Genomic DNA, 18,592 nt, shown 5'->3' on the forward strand with positions numbered 1-18,592 from the left:
CTCTCCGTGATCATGGGGGCTTCCGGAAAGCCGGGAAAATCCGGGTTTTCAGGTCACCTGATCACGGGAAGTACAGGGTGAGGTGCCTTTGAACAGCGGCATGCGGACCGTGTACGGTCCGGTTCGCCATCCAAGCCGATCACTCGTGAGGAGTCCGGTTGGGTGTCGATTGAGTAACAGACCTTGATGTGAGGCAAAATCTCCGCCTCGGGTCGGGCACAAGTCCGGCCTCTCACGCGTTACGTGCGCTGGAGACACCGCAGACACCCAGAGGGGGAGAGCGACATGGCAACGGATTACGACACTCCACGCAAGACCGACGACGACGTCGACTCGGACAGCCTTGAAGAGCTGAAGGCCAGGCGGAACGACAAGTCGACGTCCGCAGTGGACGTCGACGAGTTCGAGGCCGCCGAAGGCCTGGAGCTGCCCGGCGCGGACCTCTCCAATGAGGAGCTGGCCGTCCGGGTGCTGCCCAAGCAGCAGGACGAGTTCACCTGCATGAGCTGCTTCCTGGTGCACCACCGCAGCCAGCTGGCCCGCGAGAAGAACGGCCAGCCGATCTGCCGCGACTGCGACTGAGGACGGGTCGGCCGTGACTGGCTCGACCCCTCCCTGGAAGCGCCGCTCCCTGCCGCGGGGAGCGGACGAAGGGCCGTCCGGCGGCCCTCATGGCGCGCGTGACGACGAGCGGGGCCCATCCGATGTGACGCCCGATGACAAGGGGCCCACCGGATCGGCCTCGCTCGCACCGACGGCCGGCCGGGGCGACCGCCCGGCTGCGTCGCAGCCCCCCGCGCCCGTCGCCAGACGGCGGGCCGCGGTCATCCGTGACAAGGCCAGGCAGGGCGTCCGCAAGGGCGGCAGCGCGGCCCGGGCGGGTCTGGCGTACCTCGCCGACCGGATCATCGACATCGCCCCGCGCGTGCCCGTACGTGACCTCGCCACGCTCCGCAGGCAGTTCCCGGGTCTTGGGCCCGAGCAGCTCGCGGACAAACTCGTGGCGGGCGCGGCCGCCGCGACCTCCACGGTCGGAGCGGGCATCGGAGCGGCGGCGATGCTGCCGGTGCCGCCCGCGATGCCCACGGAGATCGCCGCCGAGATCACCGGCGTCGCCGCGATCGAGCTCAAGCTGATCGCCGAACTCCACGAGGTCTACGGGGTACGACCGCCCGGCAACCTCAAGCAGCGCAGCACCGCGTATCTGAACTCCTGGTCGGGAGAGCGCCGGGTCGACGTGACGAAGCCGTCGACCATGACCGCGGCGCTCAACAGCCATGCCAAGCAGCAGCTGCGCCAGCAGATCATGAAGCGCACGGTGCGCGACCTGCCGAACCTGATGCCCTTCATGGTGGGCGCGGCGGTGGGCGCGGTCATGAACCGGCGGGACACCAGGAAGCTCGCCGCCCGTATCCGCAAGGACCTGCGCAAGGTCCAGGTCCCCTGGGACGCGCTGCCCGCGCTGCCCCCACTGGAGGAGCCCGCCGACCCCCTGGAACTGGAGGACGGCTCCGAGGGCTGAGCGAGAAGGGTTGGGCGAGAGGGGCTGAGCGAGAGGGGCTGAACCCCTACGCCGCCGCCTCCCGCGCCGCCTTCAGCGCCTCGGCCAGCCGCTCCGGCTCCCGCGTCGACAGATACAGGTACGGCGTCGGGTCCTCGGGATCGGTGACCACCACGCGCAGCGCCCTCGGGATGTAGGCGCGCAGCAGCAGGAAGGCGCGGGTGTCGGCCTTGTGCGTGCGCCAGGCGCGCGCCTCCTCCGCGTCCAGGACCTCCGTCTCGCCGAGGGCCGTGACCGGGATCTTCGCCTCGCCCGCGATCAGCGAGCCGCCCACCACACGGATGCGCACCGAGCCGTACGAACTCGCCATGACGGCCGCCACCGCGGTGCCGCCGACCAGGCCGCCGAGCATCGGCAGGGTGCCGAAGGGCAGCAGGATCAGGGCGAAGGAGACGCCCACCAGAAAGGAGATCAGCCACCACGAGCGCGGGGCCGTGAGGCGTTCTTCGTAGGGGGTGGTGGAGAGCTGCATGGAGCCAAGCTTGACACGGTGTCCGGACAGGGCGGACGCGCGGGTAAGGTCTGCGCCTGTGAGTGGTACTTCCCCAGCTCTTCAGCCCCCCGCCGACGCGGTGAAACCCGTGCGGCACCCCGATGCTCCCGTGCCCGGTGAGCTGCTGGGTGCCCACTACGAACACTGTTTCGGATGCGGTGGCGGGCAGGCCCATGGGCTGCATCTGGAGGCGCGGGCCGGTGAAGGCGTCAGCATCACCGCGGAGTTCACCGTCCAGCCCGCCCACCAGGGCGCTCCCGGCCTCGCCCACGGCGGGGTGCTGGCGACCGCGCTGGACGAGACCCTCGGCTCGCTGAACTGGCTGCTGCGGAGGATCGCCGTGACCGGACGGCTGGAGACCGACTTCGTGCGGCCGGTGCCGGTCGGCACCACCCTGCATCTGACGGCCGAGGTGACCGCGGTGGCGGGCCGCAAGATCTACTCGACCGCCACCGGACGCCTCGACGCCCCCGACGGGCCCGTGGCCGTCCGCGCCGACGCCCTGTTCATCGAGGTGAAGGTCGACCACTTCGTCGACAACGGCCGCCCGGAGGAGATCCGCGCCGCCATGAACGACCCCGATCAGCAAAGGCGCACCCGCGCCTTCGAGGTGAACCCGTGAGCCGTGACCCGCGCGAGGAACTGGACGTGCAGATCGTGCGCGTCGACCCGGACGTACCGCTTCCGTCGTACGCGCACCCCGGTGACGCCGGAGCCGATCTGCGCACCACCGAGTCGTGCGAACTGGCGCCCGGTGAGCGGACCGTGCTGCCCACCGGGGTGTCGATCGCCCTCCCGGAGGGGTACGCGGCCTTCGTGCACCCTCGATCCGGTCTGGCCGCCCGCTGCGGTGTCGCCCTGGTGAATGCCCCGGGGACGGTTGATGCCGGGTACCGTGGGGAGATCAAGGTGATCGTGGTGAATCTCGACCCGCGCGAGGCCGTGCGGTTCGAGCGCTTCGACCGGATCGCCCAGCTGGTCGTCCAGCGGGTCGAGAGGGTCCGCTTCCGGGAGGTCGCGGAGCTACCCGGTTCGGTGCGGGCCGAAGGGGGCTTCGGGTCCACCGGAGGTCATGCCGCGGTGACCGGGACGAGCAGCACAAATGGTCGGGCCGCCGAGGGCGGCCGGGCGGGTGGGAATCGATACGCTTCGGTCGTATCCGACCGGGAAGGACAGTGACGTGTTCGGACGTCGCAATAAGAAGGGTGCCGCCGAGGACGCGGCCGGCGAGGCCGAGCAGGTCGTCGACAGCGTCGACACTGAGGCGGACGAGGAGCGCGAGCGCGTGAGGCTCGAACCCGGGCCGCGGCCCGACGGACCGTGGGACGCCACCGAGGTGCGCGACCCCGCAGAGGGTCGTGTGGACCTGGGCGGCATGTTCGTCCCCGGGGTCGACGGCATGGAGCTGCGGGTCGAGGTCGCGGGCGACGCGATCGTCGCGGCGACCGTCGTGCTGCGCGACAGCGCCATCCAGCTGCAGGCCTTCGCCGCTCCCAAGCGTGAGGGCATCTGGGGCGAGGTGCGCGAGGAGATCGGCGCGGGCATCACCCAGCAGGGTGGGATCATCGACGAGGTCGAGGGCCCGCTGGGCTGGGAGCTGCGCGCACAGGTCCCGGTGCAACTGCCGGACGGCACGGGCGGTTTCCAGGTCGTGCGGTTCGTCGGCGTGGACGGTCCGCGCTGGTTCCTGCGCGGTGTGATCTCGGGGCAGGGTGCGGTGCAGCCGCAGGCGGCCGGTCTGCTGGAGCAGATCTTCCGGGACACGGTCGTGGTCCGCGGCGAGGGCCCGATGGCGCCCCGCGACCCGATCGTCCTCAAGCTGCCGAACGACGCCCAGATGGTCCCCGAGGGTGTCCAGCAGGAGGAGGGCTCGCGCTTCTCCGGAGGCATGGGACAGCTGCAGCGCGGACCGGAGATCACCGAAGTCCGCTAGCTCGCGCAACGCAACGATCGAGAGCCGCACCCGGCGAGGGTGCGGCTCTTTCATGTGCGTGACCTCTTGACGGTGCATTGGTCTGTACCTACCGTTCCGGCACGCGTCTGTTCATAAAGGCGCCTCGCGTTCACATACGAGAACGGAAGGCCCCCCACTATGCGCCGTACCGCCCTCCTCGCCACCGCCTCCGCGCTTGTCGTGGGCATGCTCGCATGGCCCAGTGCCCGGCAGGCCGACGCCGCCCCCACCACCTTCGTCCACCCCGGAGTCACCGTCTCCCAGGCGCAGTTGGACTTCACGCGCAGCAAGGTCAACGCGGGCGCCCAGCCCTGGAAGGGCGCCTTCGACCAGATGATGGCGAGCAAGTACGCCGACCTGAACCGCACCCCGAAGCCGCGGGCGACGGTCGAGTGCGGCTCGTACTCGAATCCGAACTACGGCTGCACGGACGAGCGCGAGGACGCGATCGCCGCGTACACCGACGCGCTCGCCTGGTACATCACCCGCGACGACCGGTACGCGAAGAAGTCCATCGAGCTGATGGACGCCTGGTCCGCCGTGATCAAGGACCACACCAACAGCAACGCGCCCCTGCAGACCGGCTGGGCGGGCAGCTCCTGGCCGAAGGCCGCCGAGATCATCAAGTACACGTACACCGGCACCTGGCCGAACTCCGGCCGCTTCGCGACCATGCTGCGCGACGTGTACCTCCCCGAGATCATCAACGGCTCGAACTCCAACGGCAATTGGGAGCTGACGATGATGGAGGCCGCCGTCGGCATCTCCGTCTTCCTGGACGACAAGGCGTCGTACGACAAGGCCATGGCGACGTTCCGCACCCGCACGGCCGCGTACGTGTACCTCTCCTCCGACGGCGACCTGCCGAAGACGGTGCCCAGCCAGCACCTCGACACCAAGCAGAAGATCGTCAACTACTGGCAGGGGCAGTCCACCTTCGTCACCGGGCTCACCCAGGAGACCTGCCGCGACTTCACCCACACGGGATACGGCATCTCCTCGATCTCCCACGTCGCCGAGACCAGCCGCATCCAGGGCCAGGACCTCTACGGCACCGACGTCGGCGAGCGGCTGCGGCAGGCGCTCGGGTTCCAGTCCAAGTACCAGCTGGGCGCCGCCGTGCCGAGCTGGCTGTGCGGCGGGTCGCTGAAGCTGGGGCTCGGGCCGGTCACCGAGGTCGGCTACAACGCCCTGCACAACCGCCTCGGCATCGCGATGACCAACACCCAGGCGCTGACCGAGCAGCAGCGCCCGGCCGGCAGCAACAACCTCTTCGTCGCCTGGGAGACCCTCACCCACGGGGACAATCCGAGCTGACCGACCGTTGAAGGACCGGGCGCCAGTGGCGATACTGACGCCCGGCCGACGGCGTCACGGGGGAGGGCACATGAGCCAGGTGGTCACCGAGACCATGGTGCGGGTGGAGGACGTCCACAGGTCCTACGGCCAGGGGGCGGCCGCCGTGCACGCCCTGCGCGGCGTCTCCTTCGAGGTGCCGCGCGGCGAACTCGTCGCCCTCAAGGGCCGCTCGGGATCGGGCAAGACGACGCTTTTGAACATCGTCGGCGGACTCGACACCCCGGACCGCGGGCGCGTCGCCGTCGACGGCGTCGACCTCTCGGAGCTCGGCGAGGACGGACTGCTGGCGCTGCGCCGCGACCGCGTCGGCTTCGTGTTCCAGTCCTTCGGGCTCATCCCGATCCTCACGGCCGCCGAGAACGTGGGCGTGCCGATGCGGCTGCGCCGGACCGACGTGCGCGAGCGCGAGGAGCGCGTCGAGCTGCTGCTCGCCCTCGTCGGCCTCGCCGACCACGCGGCACAGCGACCCGGCGAGCTGTCCGGCGGCCAGCAGCAGCGCGTCGCCATCGCCCGCGCCCTCGCCAACAGCCCCTCGCTCCTGATCGCCGACGAGCCGACCGGCCAGCTGGACGCCGAGACCGGCCACGCCGTCATGGAGCTGCTGCGGGCCGTCGTCCACAGCGAGCAGGTCACCGCCCTCGTCGCCACCCATGACGCGACCCTGCTGGACCTGGCCGACCGGGTCCTGGAGCTGAGCGACGGGGAGATCGTCGAGCACTGATCCGCGCAGCCCGTCAGGGATGCGTCAAAGACGCCGCCCACCCCGGCTCTCGTCCCGTTTTGTCCCGAAGACTGGCCGTAAGGTCGACGCTGCGTGCACGGCACGGAACGGGAAGACAATGGGGGCCATGGGACGCGGCAAGCTTCGGATCTACCTCGGCGCGGCGCCGGGCGTCGGCAAGACGTACGCCATGCTCGCCGAGGCGCACCGGCGCACGGAGCGGGGCACCGACTGCGTCGTGGCCCTCGTGGAGCACCACGGCCGCCCGCGCACCGAGGTGCTGCTGCACGGCCTGGAGCAGGTGGCGCGCAAGCAGCTGGAGTACCGCGGCGCCGGCTTCACCGAGATGGACGTGGACGCCGTCCTCGCCCGCGCCCCCGAAGTGGCCCTGGTCGACGAACTCGCCCACACCAACGTCCCCGGCTCCCGCAACACCAAGCGCTGGCAGGACGTCGAGGAACTCCTCGCGGCCGGCATCGACGTCGTCTCGACCGTCAACATCCAGCACCTCGAATCCCTGGGCGACGTCGTCGAGTCGATCACCGGCGTACGGCAGCGGGAGACCGTACCCGACGAGGTGGTGCGCAGGGCGGACCAGATCGAGCTGGTCGACATGTCGCCACAGGCGCTGCGGCGGCGGATGGCGCACGGCAACATCTACCAGCCGGACAAGGTCGACGCGGCACTGTCGAACTACTTCCGGCCCGGCAACCTCACCGCCCTGCGCGAACTGGCGCTGCTGTGGGTCGCCGACCGGGTCGACGCGTACCTGAAGCAGTACCGCAGTGAGCACCGGGTGTCGAAGATCTGGGGCTCGCGGGAGCGGATCGTGGTCGGGCTGACCGGCGGCCCGGAGGGCCGGACGCTGATCCGGCGGGCCGCCCGGCTGGCGGAGAAGGGCGCCGGCGGCGAGGTCCTGGCCGTCTACATAGCCGGCAGCGACGGGCTCACCGCCGCCTCGCCCAAGGAACTGGCCGTGCAGCGCACCCTGGTGGAGGACCTCGGCGGCACCTTCCACCATGTCGTCGGGGACGACGTACCGGCCGCGCTGCTCGACTTCGCGCGCGGGGCGAACGCCACCCAGATCGTGCTCGGCGTCTCCCGGCGCAAGACCTGGCAGTACGTCTTCGGGCCGGGAGTCGGCGCCACGGTGGCCCGGGAGTCGGGGCCCGACCTCGACGTCCACCTGATCAGCCACGGCCAGGCGGGCAAGGGGCGCGGGCTGCCGGTCGCCCGCGGCGCGCGGCTCGGCCGCTCCCGGATCATCGCCGGCTGGGTGGTCGGCGTCGGCCTGCCCGCCGTCCTGGCGGTGCTGCTCAACACCGTCCACCTCGGCCTCGCCAACGACATGCTGCTGTTCCTGGCGGTCACGGTCGCCGCCGCCCTGCTCGGCGGACTGCTGCCCGCGCTGGCCTCGGCCGCGGTCGGCTCCCTGCTGCTGAACTACTTCTACACACCGCCCCTGCACCGGTTCACCGTCGCCGACCCCAAGAACATCGTCGCCATCGCGATCTTCGTGAGCGTCGGGGCCTCGGTGGCCTCCGTCGTCGACCTCGCGGCCCGCCGCACCCACCAGGCGGCCCGGCTGCGCGCCGAGTCGGAGATCCTCTCCTACCTCGCGGGCAGTGTGCTGCGCGGCGAGACCGGTCTCGAAGACCTCCTGGAACGGGTGCGCGAGACCTTCGGCATGGAGTCGGCGGCCCTGCTGGAGCGGGCGAGCGACCACGACCCGTGGACCTGCGCGGGCCGCGCCGGGCTCGGCCCGCCGGTGGACCGGCCCGAGGACGCCGACGTGGACGTGCCCGTCGGGGACCGGCTGGCGCTGGCGCTCACCGGCCGGGTGCTGCCCGCCGAGGACCGCCGGGTGCTGGGCGCGTTCGCCGCCCAGGCCGCCGTCGTACTGGACCGCCGACGCCTGCAGGAGGAGGCCGACCGGGCCCGCGCGCTGGCGGAGGGCAACCGCATCCGCACGGCGCTGCTGGCCGCCGTCAGCCACGACCTGCGCACCCCGCTCGCCGGGATCAAGGCGTCGGTGTCGTCGCTGCGCTCGGACGACGTGTCCTGGTCCGAGGAGGACCGGGCGGCGCTGCTGGAGGGCATCGAGGAGGGCGCCGACCGCCTCGACCACCTGGTGGGCAACCTTTTGGACATGTCCCGGCTGCAGACCGGCACGGTCACCGCGCTGATCCGCGAGGTCGACCTCGACGAGGTCGTCCCCATGGCACTGGTCGCCGTGCCCGAGGGCAGCGTCGGGCTCGACGTGCCCGAGAGCCTGCCCATGGTCGGCGTCGACCCGGGGCTGCTGGAGCGCGCGATGGCCAACCTGGTCGAGAACGCCGTCAAGTACAGCCCGCCCGGCAAGGCGGTCCTGGTCGCCGCGAGCGCCATCGCCGACCGGGTGGAGGTACGGGTCGTCGACCGCGGCCCCGGAGTCCCCGACGAGGCCAAGGAGCGCATCTTCGAGCCGTTCCAGCGCTACGGCGACGCCCCGCGCGGGGCCGGCGTGGGCCTCGGCCTCGCCGTGGCGCGGGGCTTCACCGAGGCCATGGGGGGCACCCTCGACGCCGAGGACACCCCAGGCGGCGGCCTCACGATGGTCCTCACCCTGCGCGCGGCGGCGGCGCACGCGCCGGAGCATCTCCACCCAGCGGAACCCGAAAGGCAGGCCACATGGTGAGCCCCGGCGGGGATACCCCCCAGGCCCCCACGAGGGTGCTCGTCATCGACGACGAGCCGCAGATCGTCCGCGCCCTCGTGATCAACCTCAGGGCACGCAAGTACGAGGTCGACGCGGCCCACGACGGCGCGAGCGCCCTTCGGCTCGCAGCCGCCCGCCACCCCGACGTCGTCGTCCTCGACCTGGGGCTGCCCGACATGGACGGCGTCGAGGTGATCAGGGGGCTGCGCGGCTGGACCCGCGTACCGATCCTGGTGCTGTCCGCCCGGCACACCTCCGACGAAAAGGTCCAGGCGCTGGACGCCGGCGCCGACGACTACGTCACCAAGCCCTTCGGCATGGACGAGCTGCTGGCCCGGCTGCGCGCCGCGGTGCGCCGGGCCGAGCCGCTCGGCGCCGGCGAGAGTGATGTGCAGAGCGTGGAGACGGAGGAGTTCACCGTCGACCTGGCCGCGAAGAAGGTCAACCGGGGCGGCAGGGACGTACGCCTGACGCCCACGGAGTGGCATCTGCTGGAGGTGCTGGTGCGCAACACGGGCCGGCTGGTGAGCCAGAGGCAACTCCTCCAGGAAGTGTGGGGTCCGTCATACGGGACCGAGACGAACTACCTCAGGGTGTACATGGCGCAACTGCGCAGGAAACTCGAGGCCGACCCGTCCCATCCGAAGCACTTCATCACCGAGCCGGGCATGGGCTACCGGTTCGAGCGCTGAGGCCGCGGGTACGTACCGTCAGTGCACCCCGGTACGCTTCAGACATGAGTGCTGTTCCTCGTTCCGAAAAGCCGGTGGGCCGGTTCCGGCGCATGCTCGACCGGCTCTCCTCCTCGCAGGAGGACCTGGAGTCGGAGGAGCTGCGGGAGGACACCGAGACCACGGGCTGTACACGCATCGGCGACTGCCACGACCGACAGATCGTCACCGTTACTGGTACCTTGCGCACGGTCACCCTGCGGCCGCGTGCGGGCGTCCCGGCCCTGGAGGCCGAGCTGTTCGACGGGTCCGCCGCGCTGGACGTGGTGTGGCTCGGGCGGCGCTCCATCGTCGGCATAGAGCCGGGGCGCAGACTGATCGCGTCGGGCCGGATCTCGATGAGCCGGGGCCGCCGGGTGCTGTTCAATCCGAAATACGAACTGAGACCCCTCGGACGGGAGTAGCCGGTGACGTCGCTCGACAAGCCGACCGAAGACACTCAAGCCGACGACATGCGGACGGTGACGGAGGCCGCGCTCTTCGAGGCGTTCGGCGGAGTCCGGGGCATGGTCGAGACGGTGCTGCCCGGCCTGCTCTTCGTCACCATCTACACGATCAACAAGGACCTGCACTGGTCGGCCATCGCCGCCCTCGCGGTCTCCCTGCTGCTCGTGGTGGTCCGGCTGGTCATGCGTGACACCGTCAAGCACGCGTTCAGCGGTGTCTTCGGCGTCGGCTTCGGTGTCGTCTTCGCGATGATGACGGGCAATGCCAAGGACTTCTATCTGCCCGGCATGCTCTACACGCTGGGCCTGGCGCTGGCGTACATCGTCACCACCCTGTGCGGCGTCCCGCTGCTCGGCCTGATCCTCGGGCCCGTCTTCAAGGAGAACCTCTCCTGGCGCACCCGCAACCCGGGCCGCAAGAAGGCGTACTCGAAGGCCAGTTACGCCTGGGGTCTGATCCTGCTCGCCAAGTGCGCGATCCTCTTCCCGCTGTACTGGTGGGCGAACACCGCCCAGCTGGGCTGGGTCCTGGTCGCCCTCAAGATCCCGCCGTTCCTGCTGGCCGTCTGGCTGACCTGGGTCTTCCTCGCGAAGGCGCCCGCGCCCATCGACGTGTTCGCGGAGATGGAGGCGGAGGAGCAGGCGGAGAAGGAGCGCAAGGCCGCACTGTCCGCCGAGCACGGCGAGACGACGAGCGGCAGGCACCGCCGGGAGGCATGAGTTCCCGCCACGACGGCGAAGGGCGCCCCGCTTTGGAACGGGGCGCCCTTCGCCGTCGTGGCGGAAGGTGCGGGGGCTAGCCCGCCGCGTCCTCGCGGCGCATCGACAGCAGATCCTCCAGCTGCTCCTCCCGGGCCTGTGCGGCCACGAACAGCAGCTCGTCGCCCGGTTCCAGGGAGTCGTCGCGGGACGGGGTCAGGACCCGGGTGCCGCGGATGATGGTGACCAGGGAGGTGTCCTCGGGCCACTCCACGTCGCCGACCTGCGTGCCCGCCAGCGCCGACTCCTCCGGCAGCGTCAGCTCCACCAGGTTCGCGTCGCCGTGGCTGAAGCGGAGCAGCCGGACCAGGTCGCCGACGCTCACCGCCTCCTCGACCAGGGCGGACATCAGGCGCGGGGTGGAGACGGCGACGTCGACGCCCCAGGACTCGTTGAAGAGCCACTCGTTCTTGGGGTTGTTGACACGGGCCACGACGCGCGGGACGCCGTACTCCGTCTTGGCCAGCAGCGAGACGACCAGGTTGACCTTGTCGTCGCCGGTCGCGGCGATCACGACGTTGCAGCGCTGCAGGGCCGCCTCGTCCAGGGACGTGATCTCGCAGGCGTCGGCGAGCAGCCACTCCGCCTGCGGGACACGCTCGACCGAGATGGCGGTCGGCGTCTTGTCGACGAGCAGGACCTCGTGGCCGTTCTCCAGCAGTTCGCCCGCGATCGAGCGACCGACCGCGCCGGCTCCGGCAATGGCGACCCTCATCAGTGACCGCCCTCCTCTTCGGGACCCTTGGCGAAGGACGCCTCGACCTTGTCGACCTCGTCGGTGCGCATCATCACGTGCACCAGATCGCCCTCCTGCAGCACCGTCTGCGAGGTCGGCAGGACCGCCTCGCCGAGCCGGGTCAGGAACGCCACGCGGACACCCGTTTCCTCCTGCAGCGTGCTGATCTTGTGACCGACCCAGGCGGGGGAGGCGTGCACCTCGGCGAGCTGGACGCCGCCGGTGGGGTCGCGCCACAGCGGCTCGGCGCCCGAGGGGAGCAGCCGGCGCAGCATCTGGTCGGCCGTCCAGCGGACCGTCGCCACGGTGGGGATGCCGAGGCGCTGGTAGACCTCCGCGCGGCGGGGGTCGTAGATACGGGCCGCGACGTTCTCCACGCCGAACATCTCGCGGGCCACTCGCGCGGAGATGATGTTGGAGTTGTCGCCGCTGGACACGGCGGCGAAGGCACCGGCCTCTTCGATGCCGGCCTCGCGCAGGGTGTCCTGGTCGAAGCCGATGCCGGTGACCCGGCGGCCGCCGAATCCGGGGCCGAGACGGCGGAAGGCGGTGGGGTCCCGGTCGATCACGGCGACCGTGTGCCCCTGCTGCTCCAGGGTCTGGGCCAGAGCGGAACCCACTCGTCCGCAGCCCATGATGACGATGTGCACGACCGTCCTTCCGGTGTCAATAATCACAGCTCGGCCAGATCAGGGTCTCAGACCGACGCCCAAAGCTACACACCGGCGACCGGACGTCGGCACCCCCGTGCACGGTTGCCTCGCGACGTACTGCGTCAGCGCCTGCTGATGCTGCGGACGCTGGCGAGGGTGAGGACTCCAAGGCCCAGGAGGGCCGCCGCGGCGCCGATCAACTCTGCGGTGGCGTGCATGAAACCTCCGGGAACGACACGGGGCGGTGACAGCCGGGGAAGCGGGGCGGTGCTCGTCGTAGCGGGGCGGTGCTTGTCATATAGGCATGACGTTCGGTCGTCCTGCGGAACCCCCGGCAATCCCACGCCTGTTTTCACCCGGAGGGCAGATGTGCGGAGGGGACAGGGGTGCCGGATCACGGCCGAGGGTGGGGGAGGTGGTTCAGCGGCCGTTCGAACGCCTACGATTACCTGTTGTGTCCAAACTGACCGACGTGCCCAAGCGGATTCTGATCGGGCGCGCACTGCGCAGCGACCGGCTGGGCGAAACGCTCCTGTCGAAGCGCATCGCCCTTCCCGTCTTCGCCTCCGACCCGCTGTCCTCGGTGGCGTACGCGCCTGGGGAGGTGCTTCTGGTCCTCTCCGTCGCGGGTGTGTCGGCGTATCACTTCAGCCCCTGGATCGCGCTCGCGGTCGTGGTGCTGATGTTCACCGTGGTCGCCTCCTACCGGCAGAACGTGCACGCCTACCCCAGCGGCGGCGGCGACTACGAGGTCGCGACCACCAACCTCGGCCCCAAGGCGGGCCTGACCGTGGCCAGCGCCCTGCTGGTCGACTACGTCCTGACCGTCGCCGTCTCCATCGCGTCCGGCATCGAGAACCTCGGCTCGGCGATCCCGTTCGTGGTCGAGCACAAGGTGTTCTGCGCGGTCGCGGTGATCGTGCTGCTGACGCTGATGAACCTGCGCGGCGTGAAGGAGTCCGGCAAGCTCTTCGCGATCCCGACGTATGTGTTCGTCGGCGGCGTGTTCATCATGATCGCGTGGGGCGCGTTCCGTGCTGTGGTGCTCGGTGACACCATGCGGGCCCCGACGGCCGACTACACCATCAAGGCCGAGCACCAGGGCCTGGCCGGGTTCGCGCTGATCTTCCTGCTGCTGCGCGCCTTCTCCTCCGGCTGTGCGGCGCTGACCGGTGTCGAGGCGATCTCCAACGGTGTGCCGGCCTTCCGCAAGCCCAAGTCGAAGAACGCGGCGACCACGCTCGCGGCGATGGGCCTGCTGGCGGTCACCATGTTCTGCGGCATCATCGTCCTCGCCCTGACGACCAAGGTCCGCATGGCCGAGAACCCGGCCACCGACCTGCTCAAGCACGGCGTCGGCGTCGGCTCCGACTACGTCCAGAATCCGGTCATCACCCAGGTCGCCGAAGCCGTCTTCGGCAAGGGCAGCTTCTTCTTCGTGGTGCTGGCCGCGGCCACCGCGCTGGTGCTGTTCCTGGCCGCCAACACCGCCTACAACGGCTTCCCGGTGCTCGGCTCGATCCTCGCCCAGGACCGCTATCTGCCCCGCCAGCTGCACACCCGCGGCGACCGGCTCGCCTTCTCCAACGGCATCGTGCTGCTGGCCGGCGCCGCCATGCTGCTGGTGGTCATCTACGGCGCCGACTCGACCCGCCTGATCCAGCTGTACATCGTCGGCGTGTTCGTGTCCTTCACGCTCAGCCAGACCGGCATGGTCCGGCACTGGAACCGCCACCTGGCCACCGAGAAGGACCCCGCCCAGCGCAGCCACATGATCCGCTCGCGCGCCATCAACACCTTCGGCGCCTTCTTCACCGGCCTGGTCCTGGTGGTCGTCCTGGTCACCAAGTTCACGCACGGCGCCTGGGTGGCCCTGCTGGGCATGTGCATCTTCTACGCGACCATGACGGCCATCCGTAAGCACTACGACCGCGTCGCCTCCGAGATCGCCGCCCCCGAGGGCCCCAGCGACGACAGCGTACGGCCCTCCCGCGTGCACTCCGTGGTCCTGATCTCCAAGATCCACCGGCCCACCCTGCGCGCCCTCGCCTACGCCAAACTCATGCGCTCCGACTCCCTGGAGGCGCTCACCGTCAACGTCGACCCGACCGAGACCAAGGCACTGCGCCAGGAATGGGAGCGGCGCGGCATCGACGTCCCCCTGAAGGTCCTGGACTCGCCCTACCGCGAGATCACCCGGCCGATCATCGAGTACGTCAAGGGACTGCGCACCGAGTCCCCACGCGACGCCGTCTCCGTGATCATCCCCGAGTACGTGGTCGGCCACTGGTACGAGCACCTGCTGCACAACCAGAGCGCCCTCAGGCTCAAGGGCCGGCTGCTGTTCACCCCCGGCGTCATGGTCACCTCGGTGCCCTACCAGCTGGAATCCTCCGAAGCCGCCAAGCTGCGCGCCCGCAGGCGCCAGGACTGGAGCGCACCGGGCTCGGTACGCCGCGGTCCGGCCCACACGGGCCGCGCCAAGGACCAGGAGCACACGGGCAGCCAGGGCTGACGACGCTCGCCGGTCGCAGGCGCGTCGGTCGCACGCGTCGGTCTGCCGCTCGCCGATCGGTCGCACGCGTCGGTCTGACGCTCGCCGGTGAAACGGCCGGACCACACCCACGTAGACTGGTGGGCTGTTGTCCGGCCGTTTCGCATTTTCGACGTTGTGGAGTCACCCCGCCATGCAGGCAGAACCGAAGAAGTCGCTGGTGGGGGAGGAGTACGAGGTCGAGGTCGGCCCCGTCGCCCACGGCGGGCACTGCATCGCCCGTACCGCCGAGGGCCAGGTGCTCTTCGTCCGGCACACGCTGCCCGGAGAGCGGGTCGTGGCGCGGGTGACCGAGGGCGAGGAGGGGGCCCGCTTCCTGCGCGCGGACGCGGTGCGGGTGCTGGAGGCGTCCAAGGACCGCATCGAGGCGCCCTGCCCCTACGCCGGTCCGGGCCGCTGCGGCGGCTGCGACTGGCAGCACGCCAAGCCGGGCGCGCAGCGCCGGCTGAAGGGCGAGGTCGTCGAGGAGCAGCTGCGGCGGCTCGCGGGCCTCACGCCCGAGGAGGCCGGCTGGGACGGCACCGTGGTGCCCGCCGAGGGCGACAAGCTGCCCGTCGGCGAGGTGCCCGCCTGGCGCACGCGCGTGCAGTACGCGGTGGACGCCGAGGGTCGTGCCGGACTGCGCCGCCACCGCTCGCACGAGGTCGAGGCGATCGACCACTGCATGATCGCCGCTCCCGGGGTCAGCGAGCTGGGCATCGAGAAGCGCGACTGGACGGGCATGGAATCCGTCGACGCGATCGCGGCGACCGGTTCGCAGGACCGCCAGGTGATCCTGGCGCCGCGTCCCGGCTCCCGCCTGCCCATCGTGGAGCTGGACAAGCCGGTGTCGGTGATGCGGGTCGGCGAGAAGGACGGCGGCGTGCACCGGGTGCACGGCCGCCCCTTCGTGCGCGAGCGCGCCGACGGCCGCACCTACCGCGTCGGCAGCGGCGGCTTCTGGCAGGTCCACCCGAAGTCGGCCGACACCCTGGTCACCGCGGTCATGCAGGGACTGCTCCCGCGCAAGGGCGAGATGGCGCTCGACCTGTACTGCGGCGTGGGCCTGTTCGCGGGCGCGCTCGCCGACCGGCTCGGCGAGCAGGGCGCGGTGCTCGGCATCGAGTCCGGCAAGCGCGCCGTGGAGGACGCCCGGCACAACCTCGCCGGGTTCGACCGCGTCCGCATCGAGCACGGCAAGGTCGAGGCCGTCCTGCCGCGCACCGGCATCACCGAGGCCGACCTCATCGTCCTCGACCCCCCGCGCGCCGGAGCCGGCCGCAAAACGGTCGAACTCCTGGCCTCCCTCGCCCCCCGCCGCATCGCCTACGTCGCCTGCGACCCGGCAGCCCTGGCCCGCGACCTGGCGTACTTCAGGGACGGCGGGTATCGGGTGCGCACGTTGCGGGCGTTCGATCTGTTCCCGATGACGTCGCACGTGGAGTGCGTGGCTATTCTCGAGCCCGCCGAGAAAAGGCTCTGACCTGCTGCTTTCCCCTTGTCTCAGGTTCCTCGCACATGATGTCGACCTGTTTCCCGGAGCGCACTCCCGGAAAGACAACAGCCTCTCAGACCCAAAAGTGGGCGATCGAGCCATACTGCACGCTTCACCGGCCCTCTGTGCGTTTTGCCATCTGGCTCGCCATGCCTACTCTATGAGAGGCTACGATGCCTCATAAGAACAATGAACGCTTCCGCAGAGCCTTCGCGTGAAGGCTCCGACCTGACCTGAGCTCCATCACAGGGGGACTTGCCTCATTGGCAAGCAACGACTGAAGCGCTCACGATTGCGAGTCGTGCATGAAATGGACGATCACCGTCGAAGCGTCCGGGGATGATGCCACCGAGACGCCAGCGACGATCACAGCGATCATGCAAAGCGGGCCCGACGGGACGCCGCAGATAGTTGAGCTGACCGTTCGTGCTGCCCAAGGACGCGGGTTTCCCTCGCGTGCGGCCCGGGACATCGACTTCGAGATGTTGGCCCGGGCGATCGGCGGTGCTGCCGCACACATGCCTCCGCATCCTCAGACGGCTTCAAGTGAGGCGAGTAAAGCGCCGTCGCCCACGCGGGCCGAGACGCGCACCGAGCGCCCCTACCGCAAGATGCCGGATGAAGCCGAGGTGCGAGAGGTTTTTCTCCGGACAGGAAGCGTGGGCAAGGTGGCCCGGCACTACGACGTGCCCAGGTACACGGCGCAGGCCTGGGTGGACAGGCTTCGTCGTATGGGTCAGTTGGAAGACCGGAAGCCGCTCTCCTCCTGATAGGTTCACGGTCGCACCGCTACTGCGAGGGACGTGACGGGGCGGCAGTCTCCGGGCGGAGGAGCGGGAGCCGGTGTAGTATCCGGCAGCCTTCTGTCCAGCGCTCCGCCCTGCGAGCCGAGCGCTGTACAGAGTGTGTGGCTCCGCGTCGGCCGTGCGCTCACCGACGGAGTCTCTGCCGGCGGATGCCATGGTGCATGCCTCGGCAACATGGAGCCGATCAAGTTGCTTCAGCACGTCAAAATCGCCCGTGCCTGCGAATAACTGCTTTCGCATTGCTTCCCCCGTGCACTATCCCCCGACACAGCGTGTGCGCCCGGACAACTGTCCCGATCCCAGTCCCCGCTCTGTCCCCGGCAGAGGCTGACTTCTGGGTCTTGCGTAGGGTGCCTGGTGTGTGCGTCGCCAGACACATGACTGCGCTGCTTCCGCCGAGAGTACAGTGAGACCACAGTGAGCGCTAGGCCTTTCGCACCGTCCTTGGGTTGAGAAAGGCTGTATCGTATTCACGCTCCAGGTTCGACCCTGTTCCGATCTCGAGGGTGCGCAGCGGAAGGGAACACCGTGGAAGTCACGTGGGATCAGGTACTTGCATGGCGATTGAAGCGGCAGTTCCTCGAGATGCGAGGCGGAGCGGGAGCGGAGGAGATCGTCGGGAGACTGTGCGGGGTCCAAGCGCAGGTCGCCTCGGCCGCCGAGGTGGCGCTGGGGGTCAGGCAGGCCGAGCCCCGCAGTGATGCTCTGCGAAGAGGGCTTGAAGATCGTGTGCTGGTGAAGACCTGGGCCATGCGCGGAACACTCCACGCCGTGCGGTCGTCGGAGGTCGCGTCCTATCTGTCGCTCATCGCTTCGGCGCGTACCTGGACCAAGCCTGTGTGGCAGCGCTCCTTCGGTGCCACGCCGAAAGACGTGGCGGCTCTGGTCGAGGCCGTCTCCACGATCCTGGACGGTGCGGTGCTCACGCGGGACGAGCTGGTGACGGCACTGGTGTCCGACGGCCGGTTCAGCGGTATGGAGGAGCAACTGCGCTCGGGATGGGGCGCGTTGCTCAAGCCGCTCGCCTGGCAGGGCGCGTTGTGCTACGGGCCGAGCCAGGGCACCAAGGTCACCTTCACCCGCCCCGCGAGCCTGCTGCCCGACTGGAAGGGCCTGCCCGACCCCGATGAGGCCGCACCGACGGTGATCGCGTCGTATCTGGGTGCCTACGGCCCGGCGACGCCCGAACTCTTCGACGCGTGGCTGTCCCGCAACAGCCTGCGGAAGACGGTCCTGCGCGCGTGGTTCGCGGACATGGGGGACGACCTGACCGAGGTCCGGGTGGAGGGGCACAGCGCCTACATGCTCTCGGAACACGCCGACGATCTCGCCGATTGCGCCCCCAGCACCTCCGTACGGCTGCTCGGCGCGTTCGACCAGTACGTCCTCGGGCCGGGAACCAAGGCCACGGAGATGCTGCCGGCCGCGCACCGCGGCAAGGTGAGCCGGGCCGCCGGGTGGATCTCTCCGGTGCTCGTGGATGGTGGGCGGATCACCGGGGTGTGGGACCTGACGGACGGCGAGGTCGTCGTCTCGTTGTTCCCCGACGCCGACAAGCCCTCCGGTAAGGCGCTGGAGTCGGAGGTGGAGCACATCGCGCGGGTCAACGGGACGAACGACCTCACGGTGCGCTTCACCTGATCGCCC

18 protein-coding genes are annotated in these 18,592 nt (G+C 70.0%); 15 read left to right on the forward strand and 3 right to left on the reverse strand.

Annotated features, from left to right (window positions below; genetic code table 11):
- Positions 1-285 precede the first annotated feature (285 nt).
- Together JYK17_RS02100 and JYK17_RS02105 are read left to right on the forward strand one after the other, a co-directional pair.
- On the forward strand, positions 286-582 hold the full coding sequence (locus tag JYK17_RS02100) for a DUF4193 domain-containing protein (protein ID WP_005481602.1): 297 nt from the start codon (positions 286-288) through the stop codon (positions 580-582).
- Between the two features lie 13 nt (positions 583-595).
- On the forward strand, positions 596-1,522 hold the full coding sequence (locus tag JYK17_RS02105) for a hypothetical protein (protein ID WP_108007214.1): 927 nt from the start codon (positions 596-598) through the stop codon (positions 1,520-1,522).
- A gap of 46 nt (positions 1,523-1,568) precedes the next feature.
- Here JYK17_RS02105 and JYK17_RS02110 read toward each other — a convergent pair whose 3' ends face one another.
- The gene (locus tag JYK17_RS02110) at positions 1,569-2,033 is read right to left on the reverse strand and encodes a DUF3093 domain-containing protein (protein ID WP_108007212.1); all 465 of its coding nucleotides are present in this window, start codon (positions 2,031-2,033) and stop codon (positions 1,569-1,571) included.
- 58 nt (positions 2,034-2,091) lie between these two features.
- On the opposite strand from JYK17_RS02110, the gene JYK17_RS02115 reads away from it, so the two are divergent.
- From JYK17_RS02115 to JYK17_RS02155, 9 genes are all read left to right on the forward strand, one after another.
- Entirely contained in the window at positions 2,092-2,676 is a 585-nt protein-coding gene (locus tag JYK17_RS02115) for a PaaI family thioesterase (RefSeq protein WP_108007210.1), read from the forward strand.
- Positions 2,673-3,233, forward strand: coding sequence for a dUTP diphosphatase (gene dut, locus JYK17_RS02120; protein ID WP_234548191.1), 561 nt, complete (start codon positions 2,673-2,675; stop codon positions 3,231-3,233). Before JYK17_RS02115 ends, dut begins: the two co-directional genes overlap by 4 nt.
- Before the next feature lies 1 nt (position 3,234).
- A complete protein-coding gene (locus JYK17_RS02125) occupies positions 3,235-3,987 on the forward strand; it encodes a DUF3710 domain-containing protein (RefSeq protein WP_016432173.1) in 753 nt (250 codons plus the stop codon).
- Positions 3,988-4,146: 159 nt separating this feature from the next.
- The gene (locus JYK17_RS02130; protein WP_108007208.1) at positions 4,147-5,325 is read left to right on the forward strand and encodes an alginate lyase family protein; all 1,179 of its coding nucleotides are present in this window, start codon (positions 4,147-4,149) and stop codon (positions 5,323-5,325) included.
- A gap of 70 nt (positions 5,326-5,395) precedes the next feature.
- Complete coding sequence (locus JYK17_RS02135) at positions 5,396-6,088, forward strand: ABC transporter ATP-binding protein (protein WP_108007206.1); 693 nt, start codon at positions 5,396-5,398, stop codon at positions 6,086-6,088.
- Positions 6,089-6,215: 127 nt separating this feature from the next.
- Complete coding sequence (locus JYK17_RS02140) at positions 6,216-8,765, forward strand: ATP-binding protein (protein ID WP_222809638.1); 2,550 nt, start codon at positions 6,216-6,218, stop codon at positions 8,763-8,765.
- A complete protein-coding gene (locus tag JYK17_RS02145) occupies positions 8,759-9,478 on the forward strand; it encodes a response regulator (RefSeq protein ID WP_108007204.1) in 720 nt (239 codons plus the stop codon). Before JYK17_RS02140 ends, JYK17_RS02145 begins: the two co-directional genes overlap by 7 nt.
- Positions 9,479-9,522: 44 nt before the next feature.
- Complete coding sequence (locus tag JYK17_RS02150; RefSeq protein WP_037780270.1) at positions 9,523-9,921, forward strand: OB-fold nucleic acid binding domain-containing protein; 399 nt, start codon at positions 9,523-9,525, stop codon at positions 9,919-9,921.
- Positions 9,922-9,924: 3 nt separating this feature from the next.
- Positions 9,925-10,683 carry a DUF3159 domain-containing protein gene (locus JYK17_RS02155; RefSeq protein ID WP_108007202.1) on the forward strand — a complete coding sequence of 253 codons (759 nt, stop codon included), beginning with the start codon at positions 9,925-9,927 and terminating at the stop codon, positions 10,681-10,683.
- Positions 10,684-10,759: 76 nt separating this feature from the next.
- Here JYK17_RS02155 and JYK17_RS02160 read toward each other — a convergent pair whose 3' ends face one another.
- Both JYK17_RS02160 and JYK17_RS02165 read right to left on the reverse strand, forming a co-directional pair.
- Positions 10,760-11,437 (reverse strand): potassium channel family protein, encoded by a 678-nt coding sequence (locus tag JYK17_RS02160; protein ID WP_108007200.1) that lies wholly within the window; start codon positions 11,435-11,437, stop codon positions 10,760-10,762.
- Positions 11,437-12,108 carry a potassium channel family protein gene (locus JYK17_RS02165; protein ID WP_108007198.1) on the reverse strand — a complete coding sequence of 224 codons (672 nt, stop codon included), beginning with the start codon at positions 12,106-12,108 and terminating at the stop codon, positions 11,437-11,439. Before JYK17_RS02165 ends, JYK17_RS02160 begins: the two co-directional genes overlap by 1 nt.
- Positions 12,109-12,565: 457 nt before the next feature.
- On the opposite strand from JYK17_RS02165, the gene JYK17_RS02170 reads away from it, so the two are divergent.
- From JYK17_RS02170 to JYK17_RS02185, 4 genes are all read left to right on the forward strand, one after another.
- Entirely contained in the window at positions 12,566-14,626 is a 2,061-nt protein-coding gene (locus JYK17_RS02170) for an APC family permease (protein ID WP_108007196.1), read from the forward strand.
- A gap of 172 nt (positions 14,627-14,798) precedes the next feature.
- The gene (locus JYK17_RS02175) at positions 14,799-16,127 is read left to right on the forward strand and encodes a class I SAM-dependent RNA methyltransferase (RefSeq protein ID WP_222809639.1); all 1,329 of its coding nucleotides are present in this window, start codon (positions 14,799-14,801) and stop codon (positions 16,125-16,127) included.
- Between the two features lie 317 nt (positions 16,128-16,444).
- Positions 16,445-16,909, forward strand: a complete 465-nt coding sequence (locus tag JYK17_RS02180) for a hypothetical protein (RefSeq protein ID WP_108007192.1) — start codon at positions 16,445-16,447, stop codon at positions 16,907-16,909.
- Between the two features lie 564 nt (positions 16,910-17,473).
- Positions 17,474-18,586: a winged helix DNA-binding domain-containing protein gene (locus JYK17_RS02185; RefSeq protein WP_372464893.1), complete on the forward strand. Its 1,113-nt coding sequence runs from the start codon at positions 17,474-17,476 to the stop codon at positions 18,584-18,586.
- Positions 18,587-18,592: the final 6 nt, after the last annotated feature.

This window comes from Streptomyces plumbidurans, from assembly GCF_019857225.1.
In the GTDB taxonomy this organism is placed as follows: Bacteria; Actinomycetota; Actinomycetes; order Streptomycetales; family Streptomycetaceae; genus Streptomyces; species Streptomyces plumbidurans.